This is a genomic window from Zooshikella sp. RANM57, from assembly GCF_050749885.1.
Classification (GTDB): domain Bacteria; phylum Pseudomonadota; class Gammaproteobacteria; order Pseudomonadales; family Zooshikellaceae; genus Zooshikella.
Window position 1 is genome coordinate 44,109 of sequence record NZ_JBOIUB010000020.1, and the last position, 11,283, is coordinate 55,391.

Below are 11,283 nucleotides of genomic sequence, written 5' to 3' on the forward strand. Positions count from 1 at the left end.
GCTTTCCATCGTCAGAGAGTCAATTAATTAGAGAGAGCTGTAACGTTTACGTAATCGATGCCGAATCAGTTCTGCTAAGGTATTCACGACAAACGTAAATAAGAAAAGCACTAGGGCCGCTAAAAACAAAACACGGTAATGCGAACTGCCTACTTCAGACTCAGGCATTTCAACAGCAATATTGGCCGCTAAAGTCCTCATTCCCTCAAAAATATTGGCATCCATGATGGGCGTATTACCCGTCGCCATCAAAACAATCATTGTTTCGCCTACAGCGCGCCCTAAACCAATCATTAATGCAGAAAAAATACCTGGGCTTGCCGTTAATAACACCACCCTGACTAAGGTTTGCCATGGCGTTGCACCAAGGGCTAAGGAGCCATAGGTAAGATGCTTAGGAACACTGAAGATTGCATCCTCAGCAATGGAAAAAATGGTAGGTATAACAGCAAAGCCCATAGCCAAGCCAACCACCAGCGCATTGCGCTGATCGTAGTTAAGCCCTGTGGCTTCATTTATCCAATGACGAATATCACCACCAAAAAATAAGCTCTCAATCGGCGCACTTAGCTGCAAGCTGATCCAACTAATTAAAAGAACCACTGGAATTAAAATAGCGGCCTGCCAACCGTCAGGAATTCTATGACGAATACTGCCAGGTAGCTGTGCCCAAATATAAGCAAATAACAACATACCAATTGGCATAAAGAGTAGCAGTACAAATATGCCTGCTAAGGTATTTTCAACAAACGGGGCTAACCACAATCCCGCTAAGAAACCTAAAATTACCGTGGGTAATGCTTCCATTAGCTCAATGATAGGTTTAACTTTACGGCGCATTGCTGGTGCCATGAAATAGGCCGTATAAATAGCACCACATATTGCTAATGGTGCGGCCAATAACATTGCATAAAATGCAGCTTTCAGTGTGCCAAATGATAATGGCATTAAACTGAGCTTGGGTTCAAAGTCATTGGTTGCTGCAGAAGACTGCCAGATATATTTTGGCTCAGAATAGCTTTCATACCAGACCTTGTCCCATAGCGCAGACCAGGAAACCTCCGGATGTGTATTATTAACATCCCAGAAACTGACTTCACCTTGCTGATTTTCTACCAGTAACGCATTTGCCCTCGGAGAGATAGCAATACCTGCTACTGATTGATCTGTAATGGATTGCTTGATTAACGTGCGTTGTGCTGTGGTATAAAAAATACCAATATTGCCCTGAGCGTCGGCAGCCACAAAACCTTTTCGCCTATGTTCAGGTGCAATACTCACAATCGCACTTTGGCCCAATTGAAAACCTCGAATTTTTTTCAACTGCCATTCATTTGTTTCACTTCTGACAAAAAACCACTGATTGATATGGCCTGAAGAGTCTCCCAGTAATAACGAGATGCCTCCTAACAAGAAATGCATAGAAGTCAAACTGGATCCATCTTCAGTCACATCAAGCACAGCATTGATGACAGGCTTATCTTTATCCTTAATATCTAAAATAGCCAAATGGTCATTTTCTAAAGCAGCAAAAATCCAGCGTTGTTCAGGATCGATTAATAAGCCATTAATTGTTCCTGGTAATTTAGGTACAGACAGTAATTGCTCTGTTAACGTGACTTCGCCCGATAAAAAGTTTTCTTCCTTATTTAACGCTTTTACAACAAAAGCATCTTTTCCAGCCCCAGCGATAATTAACGCCTCGTCAGTATCCCTTAATGCCAGATGTGAAAAAGACGTACCGGCTGCTAAGGATATATATTCTTTACCATAGGGATAACTAATTTTTGGGCTGATTGTCCGCTGATTATCATCACCGAACTGAATATCATATTCATGTTTAAAAACAATAACCTGACCATTAGAAAGAGCTAAAGCAAGCACATGAGTTGCAGGATCAGCTTCGGCTAAACTGGTAATCGATGCATCTTCAGGTATAGGAATTGTTTCGGTATGAATAACACTCCCAGTATTCGTTTTAAAAAAGGTTACCTGCCCATTACTATCCAGCTTCAAGCCAATCTCAGCTTGCTCCTCCATCGCAAAATATAGATTTTTTTCTGCTGATGATGCGGGCAAAGAGTAAGTCGCCACAGAATTAATACTGGCAGAACGAAACAAGGGTACAACTTCATATAGCAAGTAAAGAAAAATCAGCAAAATTGCCACAATAACACCAACACCACCAACAGCTACACCCCACTCGGCTAATTTGTCTTTAAAGTGACGCAGCATTTTATGGCGCTTAAGCGCTGGACTTGAGAAGTCTACAATTGAGCTGTACTTAGATGTATATGGTTTCATGCAGCAGTACCATACCGACGTCATATGACATATTTGTTACAATTAATTGACCTTAACTTGAACTGTTGCGCGATTTTCTAAGGCAAATTCAACACTCCATTAAAAGTAATCACTGTGCTATAACGCGTCTAGATATAGAGAATAAAAAGTCATACATGATATTGATTCTTTTCTTTAAAAAGCATAAAGGCAGCGTTGACTGCCTTTATGTCTAAGCTCTACCTGACATGGCATCACATTAATTAATGCCTAACTTTTTGAGCTCTTTCATAACAACCTGTGAAGGCAATGGAATATATCCATCTTTAACAACAATACCTTGTCCTTGCTGAGATAAAACAAGCTTAATAAACTCTCGGTCCAGAGGTGCTAAAGGTTTATTTGGCGCCTTATTCACATAGACATATAAAAAGCGTGATAAGGGATACGCACCTTTTATGGCATTTTCAGGCGTTGCATCTATAAACTTACCACCAAGTTTACGCGCTAATGGCACTGTTCTTACACTTGATGTCTTATAGCCGATCCCAGAATACCCTACACCATTCACTGAAGCACTAACGGCCTGAACAACAGAAGCAGATCCCGGCTGCTCATTCACATTGTTCTTAAAATCCCCTTTACAAAGTGCTTTTTCTTTAAAGTAACCATAGGTCCCTGAAACGGAATTACGACCATACAGTTGAATACTTTTCTTAGACCAAGGTCCTTCTAAACCAGCATCTCCCCAGGCTTCTATTGTGCCTTTTGCACCACATTTGCGAGTTGAAGAGAAAATAGCATCGACTTCGGCTATCGTTAGACCTTTGATGGGGTTATCTTTATTAACAAAAACCGCTAAGGCATCAATGGCGACAGGAATAGCGGTTGGCTTATAACCATATTTTTTCTCAAACGCTTCGAGCTCTTTATCTTTCATTTTACGGCTCATAGGACCTAAATTTGAAGTCCCTTCAGTGAGCGCAGGTGGTGCAGTTGAAGAGCCAGCGGCTTGTATCTGAATGTTGACGTTGGGATAAGTCTTTTTAAAGTCCTCAGCCCATAACGTCATTAAATTTGCTAATGTATCAGAACCAACGCTTGATAAATTTCCTGATACGCCACTCGCCTTCTTATATTCAGGTAAATTAGTATCTACTTGTGAAGCTGCCATAGCAGAGCTGCCTGTAATCCCCATGGAGGCAACTGACAGCGCAATAATAAATGCTTTCAGTTTCATTTGAGTCTCCTGCAAGTTTTTTTAGTAGCGGTGATGTGCGTTGACTATGCGCAAACTATATGAATGCAATATGACAATTATGTTAAGCTACTTAGACAGTCACGCCCATTCGCGCAAAAAGAGAACTGATGCAAATTTGTACAGCCCATGTGCAGTGAATACCAAACGTATTAAAGGTTTTTGGCATTTTTATAGTCATTTCAAGTATAATTGGTCACAATAATAAGAAATCAAGACCTCATTCAATACTCGCATTGGAGGTTTTTTACGACACAAAGCTGGTAAACTGTGGCTATTAAACATGGTGAGATGACCATTTTTATATAGTATATGAACCTTAAAACAGAACGAAAAATAAAAATATTAGTAAATGCTGGAATATTAAACACGAAGAAATTAAATGGATTAACTTCTTTATTTAGCTCTGAGGGTAAGAACTGTACATTTTAACATGCCAATATACCAAGTATTCATGATGTTTTAAGTACAGTGTAAAAAAAGCATTTTCTAAAGTCATAACCAAAAGGCATATCACGTGTTGTAACCTGGGATAATAATAATGACTAAAGACAACAACTATTCTAATAATACTCCATCAAACCACCCAACGCACAACGTTCAATCTAATCAAATACTCACTATTCTTTTTAAAACAACAACGAAGATAGACCTTCTCACAGAACACATCGGTCGTTTTGTATCTTGGTTTTCACTGCTACTTATGTTGTCTATATTTCTAGTTGTTTTGCTTCGATATGTCTTTAATATCGGCTCTATTGCATTACAAGAATCCGCTCATTATATACATTCTTTTATTTTTCTGACCGCAAGCGGTTATGCGCTTAAACACAACGCTCACGTTCGAGTGGACATTTTATACCGAAAAATGTCCAGAAAACGCCAAGCGTTCATTGATGCTATAGGTTCACTATTTTTCTTATTACCTGTCTGTTTTTTTATTGGCATCATGAGCTGGGACTACGTAGGAAAATCCTGGCAAATTTTGGAAAGCTCAAATGAGCCAGGTGGAATCCCAGGTGTTTTTCTATTAAAAACCCTAATACTTGTCATGAGTAGTGTACTTATTTTACAAGGTTTTGCTGAGTTCTTCCGCTCAATTCTAATTCTGGCTAACGCGTGGAATCACCCACATAAAACAGGAGTGAATGTATAATGGACGCACTCATTCCACTTCTAATGTTCGTAGTTGTCTGTTTTGTGCTGTTACTTGGTTACCCTGTAGCATTTTCTCTTGCAGGCACAGCCTTATTATTTGTCAGTGGGGGTATATTAACAGGTATATTTGATACCTCTTTTTTAACGGCACTACCGAGCAGACTTTATGGCACAATGACGAATGAGACGCTCATGGCAGTACCACTTTTTGTACTCATGGGCGTCATGTTGGAAAAATCCAAAATTGCAGAAAATCTTTTAGAAGGAATGGCAGTAATCTTTGGCCGTTTTCCTGGGGGCTTAGGCATTTCTGTGACCATTGTTGGTATGTTATTAGCTGCCAGCACAGGAATCGTTGGTGCGACCGTGGTAACTATGGGCTTAATTTCATTACCAACCATGCTAAAACAAGGTTACAGCCCCTCGTTATCCACAGGAACAATTTGTGCCACAGGCACCCTTGGTCAAATTATCCCTCCTTCCATTGCGCTCGTACTGCTAGGCGATGTACTATCAAGCGCCTATCAACAAGCGCAATTAAACTTAGGTTTATATTCTCTAAAAACTGTTTCTGTAGGCGATTTATTTGTTGGTGCACTCATTCCAGGCTTATTACTTGTCTTTTTTTATGTTGTTTTTCAATTTATTTTAGCGTTAATAAAACCAGAAACATCACCAGCCATTGATCGCCAGGAATTATATCAACGCACAAATGGCAAAACCTCTCTTTTATCTAACTTATTACCGCCATTATTTTTAATAATTGCAGTATTAGGCTCCATATTGGCAGGAATAGCAACGCCAACAGAAGCGGCTGGAGTAGGCGCATTAGGTGCCACACTATTAGCCTTTAGCAAGAAACAATTAAACATGAAACAACTTTCTGAAGTGGTGCAGTCAACAACGAAAGTAACATGTATGGTTTTCATGATTCTCATCGGTGCATCTATTTTTTCACTTGTCTTTAGAGCATATGGCGGAGATGAGGTCATTCATCACTTTTTCCAAACAATGCCAGGAGGCGTTTTTACCGCAACACTCATTGTCATGGTTGTCATTTTCTTACTTGGTTTTATTCTTGACTTTATAGAGATAACGTTTGTTGTCGTGCCTATTGTTGGCCCTGTGTTATTAGCAATGGGTCTACACCCTATCTGGTTAGGCGTAATGATTGCCGTGAATTTACAAACCTCTTTTCTCACGCCACCTTTTGGGTTCGCATTATTTTATTTACGCGGCGTCGCACCAAACAACGTAAGAACAACACAAATATACAAGGGAGTAATACCTTATATTATAATACAGTTACTTGTGTTGATTATTTTAGCCTGTTGGCCAAAAATGGTTACATGGCTACCTGAACAAATTTATGGCATCCAATAAATTAACTTTTAAAATGAATATTGATATAAGAGCACAGTTAACTTCACTATCATGAAAAAATTGCATTTTTAGCAGTGCTCTAATGCTTAGGGTCAAGGAACAGTAAACTTTGTTCCTGATCCATTTCAAACTGAAAAAACTTGAGAAAATTCATGCCTAATAATCCCTGATAAGCATTTGATTCAGGCATATCGACCATAGCCACATCAATATCTTTCACCTGTCTTCCAGCAATAGATATAGTTTTAAATCGATAAACAGGTGCAATTACTTGTCCATTAGCGGTATTCATTCTAACCTGGCTTTGATAATGAGCGACATTATTTCCAATAACGTTTTGAAAAAATGCTCTTGAAATAACTGATAAGCTTGCTCCAGTGTCAATCAACAGATTCAGCTTATACTGACTATTCAATTCAACAGGCACAATAAAGTGTTCACCATGCCTAGTCAGTAAAATACCATCTTTAGCTCTCATTTTTTCCAGAATTTTATCTTTTAAACGTTTTGCGGCCGCCCCCCATTTATAGTCACTTTGTAAATAGTCTAACAAGCTCAGTGCCTGAGAGTAATCCTTTAACTGAGCAAAAAGCTCTGCTCTTCTGAATAAATAACTATAATTACTTTCATCAATAAATGATAATTCTTCATAAAACTTCAGTAATTGAGTGACTTGATTATCTTCAATTAGCTGTTGATCATAAGCTTGCACTAAAAGCTTTATTCTAGATTTTACCTTCTCAATAGCCTCATAGTTATCAAGGTTACTCTCAAGCTTATACAGTGTGAAAATTGCTTGCCGTATATCTGCAGACTGTAGATAACTCTCAATAAGGATATTCCAAGTGGTAATATCTTGTGGATAATTTTTTAAAAGTGCTTCCAGTAATGGTATAAGATATACAAATCGTTTGGCATTAAACTCGCCTTGAAGATACTCTCTTAGAAGTATATCTGCATCCTGCTGCATAACAGGATTACTCAGTACCAATGCATGATATGAGTTAATAATTAGTTGACTGTCTTTTGTTAATAAGGCATCTTGGAACGCTCGCCAATAGGATGCCTGGAGCGAAGGAGTCTGAACCGGCTCAGTCTCAATGACCTGACGTATATCAAATGTAGATATCAACTGTTGTCTATCGTACTCATTGAGTTCTTGCCATAAAACGTGTCCATACCAACCAATGGTAACACCTGCACTTAGTACGACGAGAAAGTTAAGTATTTTATTCACTGTGTTGCTCATACTGATCTATAGCAGTAATTAAGACTATAATGATTACACATACATCCAAATGCAATGTTTCAATTAAAGGGCTCCTTTAAAGTATACTTACAATAACAGTCATATCTGTAATATATGAGACAGGAAAGCTCATTTTGACTGCAACCAGTTAGAAAGAGATATTATGCAAGATCATATCAAAAACTACTATGGCAAAGTCTTAAAACGTTCACAGGACCTTCAAACTGACGCATGTACGACTACTGATCGACCCACGCCTGATATTCTACAAGCCATGGCACTGGTTCATGAAGCAGTTAAAAGCCGATATTTCGGCTGTGGCTTTGTGGTACCTGCTTTATTAAATGACTGCCATGTGCTGGATCTTGGCTGTGGCAGTGGACGTGACTGCTATGTATTAGCTCATCTCGTAGGAGAAAGAGGCCAGGTACATGGCGTCGATATGACAGATGAACAAATTGCTGTTGCTAACAAATACAAAGACTATCATCAAAAACAATTTGGCTATGAGAAAAACAATGTTACATTTTACCAGGGTTATATCGAAGATCTACTTTCGCTAGAACTGAAGCCAAATAGTTTTGATATTATTGTGTCTAACTGTGTAATTAATTTGTCGCCTGCTAAAAATAAGGTATTTGAACAAGCTTATAAGCTACTTAAAAATGGTGGTGAACTTTATTTTTCTGATGTATACGCTAGTCGTCGAATACCATCTGATTTACAGAACGATACAGCGCTTTACGGAGAATGCCTCAGCGGAGCCCTATATTGGCAAGACTTCTTATCTATAGCCAAAAAAACGGGCTTCACAGACCCTCGTTTAGTGAGTGACCGCCCTATTTTAATTAAAAATCCTGAAATACAACTGAAAGTAAACAATATCGATTTTTACTCAGCCACTTACCGACTTTTCAAATTAACCAATCTGGATGATAACTGTGAAGATTATGGTCAAGCTGTTGTATATAAGGGAACTGTCCCTTTCTTTGAAAAAGAAATAACACTTGATAAACACCATATTTTTGAAAAAGGAAAAATTTACTCTGTGTGTGGAAATACTTGGCGAATGTTAAATGAAACTCGTTTTAAACCACATTTTGAGTTTATGGGAAACTTTACTCATCACTTTGGACCATTTTCGGACTGCGGTATTGATATGCCTTTTGATAAGTCCATAACTATCACCAATAATAATCAAGGATGCTGCTAAATTTTTCATGTCCTCGTGAGAAAAAGTGAAAAATGCTTGTCAAGATTACACTTGATAAATTTTCATTTGATTTCTATTAAAAAATCTTTTACCTATACACAATAGGAATTATTCAATATACTTTAGAGGTGTTCTTGATACGGGATGGACCCCTTTAGGCAAAATGATCTTTAAACTTATTTACGTTAGCTCAGCTACAGCGCCAATGTCCGAGCAAGAGCTTATTACCTTACTAAAAAGCGCTAGAGAAAATAATAGCCAACTCTATATAACCGGATTATTGCTATATTGTGACTGTACTATTATTCAGTTTTTAGAAGGTAATAGAGATATCGTTGAAAACCTATTTTCGACTATTTGCGAAGATAAAAGACACTACGGTATTACCCTTATTCATACCGAGTTAACCTATCACAGAGATTTTCCTGACTGGAGTATGGGATTTAAACGTATGACTAAGAACACCTTAGAATGTACAATTCCTGGCTTTAATCAGCTCGCTGAGTTTGATAAGTTACCTTCAAGTGAGTTTGAAAATATATCTACAGCAATACAGTTTTTCGTTAAAAACTTTGGCTTTTCTAAAAACACTGAAAAAATATAAGCCACGTAATGATAACACCCACCCTTCACCAAAAGCTGGTTATTTTATCAGTTCTTTTCTGGTTAAATACTACCTATGCTGACTATATTTCAATTGGTATTCCTAATGATAAACCTCCTTATGCCTTCAATCAAAAAGGTATACTTTATGACATATTCACCTATATATTCAAAAAAGGAGATTATAAATTAAAATTTATACCAATGTCTAATACCGCTATGGATTTTAATCTACGAAAATCTAAAATCAATGCATCAGCATTTACCCATAAAAAATATGAACAACTGTTCTACTCTGAACCTTACATAGCACTTGATGATGTGGTAATAACACTAAAGAAACATAATCTTACTATAGCAACAATCAATGATCTGAATGGTCTTGATTTATTGGCATGGAAGGGGGCATCTAAAGTACTGGGAAAACAATACCAAATACTCTATCAAAAAAATAAAGCGTTGTGGTTTGAAGTTCCTTCTCAAAAACTTCAAAACCAAATGTTTTGGCAAAATAAAACTAAAGTTATCGTATGTGATCTATCCATTTTTCTGTGGATGAAAAAGAAACTTCAGTCTGAAGGTCTAGATACACAAAAGCCTTACACTATACATAGAATATTTCCTCTAATTTATCAACAGGCAGGGTTTACTAATAAAAAATTAAAAGATTTATTCAACCGAAACTTATTGGCGATGAAACAATCAGGTATCTATAAATCTATCCTTCAAAGCTATTTATCCACTGACTGACATGTCCCCCCAAAAGACTCTCCATCAGTAAACATTCCCATTGAGTTTTACCGTTGATTAGCGCACTATTGATAATAGATAGTTTTTTTCAGTAGTCCAAAATTCACACCATTATAGGGCGTACAATGTTGTAAGACAGCTATAGTACTTAAATGTAACAATGTTACTAGAGCCTGTTAACGCTATGTAAGAAATTAATAGGGAGATTTATTATGGTTTTTTTAAAAGGATTTATATTTTTAGTTACAGCTGGATTGTCCGCTTTAGCATTTAGCCAAGGATTTACCACTGTCGAGAATAATCAATTAGTAACACAAAAGTTACATGATACGCTACAAACTAACGTTGAAGTTGATTGTGCAACGATATGGACTGTTACCTGTATTTGGCCAAACGGCTGTGACACATCAGCGACTGCAACTGGTTTTGTTGCAAATAACGGCTGCGATATTTTTTGGAATCAAAATGTACCAGATAAAACCAGAGGCTGTGGTTATACCGAGTCAATTGACGGCCAACAACATGCAAAGTGGTATGATTTTGATGAACAAGGTTGTCCTGGACGTGTTTTTCTCTTTGGCTCTGGAGAAGAATATGAGGTCATTGTTCACTGAGTAAAGAGCTTACTCTGTTAACGAGTCCATTATTTTTAAGAATCAATCTATTCATTCCTTAAATCCAGGCTGCCGCATTAATACGGCAACCTGGATTTAATATCGATGAACTGTCGCCTGTTCAACTTACAATGCCGTCACTAAAACAATAATGGTATGATTTTCAAAATTATTTCGCTTACGCTAGAGCTGCTTGAAGTATAGGATAATCAATATAACCTTTTGCGCCACCGCCGTAGAATGTATCTGGATCAGGTTCATTTAATTCTGAATTAGATTTAAAACGATCTACCAAATCTGGATTAGCAATATAAGGTCTGCCAAAAGCAACCAAGTCAGCCCAGCCAGCGTTTACGACCTGTTCTGCCCGCGCTTTGTCATAGGCTCCACAAACAATAATTGCACCATTGAAGCTCTGCCTTACTCTTTCTCTGAAGGTGTTTGTATAAGGCTGCCCATTCGCCCAAGTTGGTTCATTTAAATGAATATACGCTATATTTCGTTTGTTTAGCTCATTAAGTACGTATAAAGCAACTTCCTCAGCTTCATCATCCGCAATGTCATTAAACGATCCAAGTGGCGAAAGTCGAACGCCAATTTTACTTGGCTCAAACTGATTAATTAGTTTATCGACAGTTTCTAAAACAATACTGTGGACAGTTTTTGGCTGAGAATGGTAGGTTGTACCAAAGATAGAAACTGCGAGAATGCGGTTGTCAAAGTCGTATTGTCACAGGAATCTATCTTTGGAAAGCATAGTAAAAACTGTTTT

The 11,283-nt window shown here is 37.7% G+C and carries 10 protein-coding genes; 6 read left to right on the forward strand and 4 right to left on the reverse strand.

Annotated features, from left to right (window positions below):
- Window positions 1–27: 27 nt before the first annotated feature.
- Together ACQ96U_RS24855 and ACQ96U_RS24860 are read right to left on the reverse strand one after the other, a co-directional pair.
- Complete coding sequence (locus tag ACQ96U_RS24855; RefSeq protein ID WP_431723974.1) at window positions 28–2,304, reverse strand: ABC transporter permease subunit; 2,277 nt, start codon at window positions 2,302–2,304, stop codon at window positions 28–30.
- A 238-nt stretch (window positions 2,305–2,542) separates the two neighbouring features.
- A complete protein-coding gene (locus ACQ96U_RS24860; protein ID WP_431723975.1) occupies window positions 2,543–3,523 on the reverse strand; it encodes a PstS family phosphate ABC transporter substrate-binding protein in 981 nt (326 codons plus the stop codon).
- 559 nt (window positions 3,524–4,082) lie between these two features.
- Between ACQ96U_RS24860 and ACQ96U_RS24865 the strand changes: the two genes are divergently transcribed.
- Window positions 4,083–4,697: a TRAP transporter small permease subunit gene (locus ACQ96U_RS24865; protein ID WP_431723976.1), complete on the forward strand. Its 615-nt coding sequence runs from the start codon at window positions 4,083–4,085 to the stop codon at window positions 4,695–4,697.
- A complete protein-coding gene (locus ACQ96U_RS24870) occupies window positions 4,697–6,082 on the forward strand; it encodes a TRAP transporter large permease (RefSeq protein ID WP_431723977.1) in 1,386 nt (461 codons plus the stop codon). Before ACQ96U_RS24865 ends, ACQ96U_RS24870 begins: the two co-directional genes overlap by 1 nt.
- A 79-nt stretch (window positions 6,083–6,161) precedes the next feature.
- Here ACQ96U_RS24870 and ACQ96U_RS24875 read toward each other — a convergent pair whose 3' ends face one another.
- Window positions 6,162–7,319: a retroviral-like aspartic protease family protein gene (locus ACQ96U_RS24875; RefSeq protein ID WP_431723978.1), complete on the reverse strand. Its 1,158-nt coding sequence runs from the start codon at window positions 7,317–7,319 to the stop codon at window positions 6,162–6,164.
- 175 nt (window positions 7,320–7,494) lie between these two features.
- On the opposite strand from ACQ96U_RS24875, the gene ACQ96U_RS24880 reads away from it, so the two are divergent.
- The 4 genes from ACQ96U_RS24880 (at window position 7,495) to ACQ96U_RS24895 (ending at window position 10,511) form a co-directional block, all read left to right on the forward strand.
- On the forward strand, window positions 7,495–8,544 hold the full coding sequence (locus ACQ96U_RS24880) for a methyltransferase domain-containing protein (RefSeq protein WP_431723979.1): 1,050 nt from the start codon (window positions 7,495–7,497) through the stop codon (window positions 8,542–8,544).
- A 163-nt stretch (window positions 8,545–8,707) separates the two neighbouring features.
- Window positions 8,708–9,148, forward strand: a complete 441-nt coding sequence (locus tag ACQ96U_RS24885) for a BLUF domain-containing protein (RefSeq protein WP_431723980.1) — start codon at window positions 8,708–8,710, stop codon at window positions 9,146–9,148.
- An 8-nt stretch (window positions 9,149–9,156) separates the two neighbouring features.
- Window positions 9,157–9,897, forward strand: coding sequence for a substrate-binding periplasmic protein (locus ACQ96U_RS24890; RefSeq protein WP_431723981.1), 741 nt, complete (start codon window positions 9,157–9,159; stop codon window positions 9,895–9,897).
- 212 nt (window positions 9,898–10,109) lie between these two features.
- Window positions 10,110–10,511, forward strand: coding sequence for a hypothetical protein (locus ACQ96U_RS24895; RefSeq protein ID WP_431723982.1), 402 nt, complete (start codon window positions 10,110–10,112; stop codon window positions 10,509–10,511).
- Between the two features lie 178 nt (window positions 10,512–10,689).
- Here the strand turns inward: ACQ96U_RS24895 and ACQ96U_RS24900 are convergent, their stop codons facing one another.
- A complete protein-coding gene (locus ACQ96U_RS24900; protein ID WP_431723983.1) occupies window positions 10,690–11,220 on the reverse strand; it encodes a hypothetical protein in 531 nt (176 codons plus the stop codon).
- Between the last annotated feature and the right edge of the window lie 63 nt (window positions 11,221–11,283).

Coding starts and splice junctions, on each gene's coding strand:
- ACQ96U_RS24865 (WP_431723976.1), top strand. CDS start 4,083: ATGACTAAAGACAACAACTATTCTAATAATACTCCATCAAACCACCCA.
- ACQ96U_RS24870 (WP_431723977.1), top strand. CDS start 4,697: ATGGACGCACTCATTCCACTTCTAATGTTCGTAGTTGTCTGTTTTGTG.
- ACQ96U_RS24890 (WP_431723981.1), top strand. CDS start 9,157: ATGATAACACCCACCCTTCACCAAAAGCTGGTTATTTTATCAGTTCTT.
- ACQ96U_RS24860 (WP_431723975.1), bottom strand. CDS start 3,523: ATGAAACTGAAAGCATTTATTATTGCGCTGTCAGTTGCCTCCATGGGG.
- ACQ96U_RS24885 (WP_431723980.1), top strand. CDS start 8,708: ATGATCTTTAAACTTATTTACGTTAGCTCAGCTACAGCGCCAATGTCC.
- ACQ96U_RS24895 (WP_431723982.1), top strand. CDS start 10,110: ATGGTTTTTTTAAAAGGATTTATATTTTTAGTTACAGCTGGATTGTCC.
- ACQ96U_RS24855 (WP_431723974.1), bottom strand. CDS start 2,304: ATGAAACCATATACATCTAAGTACAGCTCAATTGTAGACTTCTCAAGT.
- ACQ96U_RS24880 (WP_431723979.1), top strand. CDS start 7,495: ATGCAAGATCATATCAAAAACTACTATGGCAAAGTCTTAAAACGTTCA.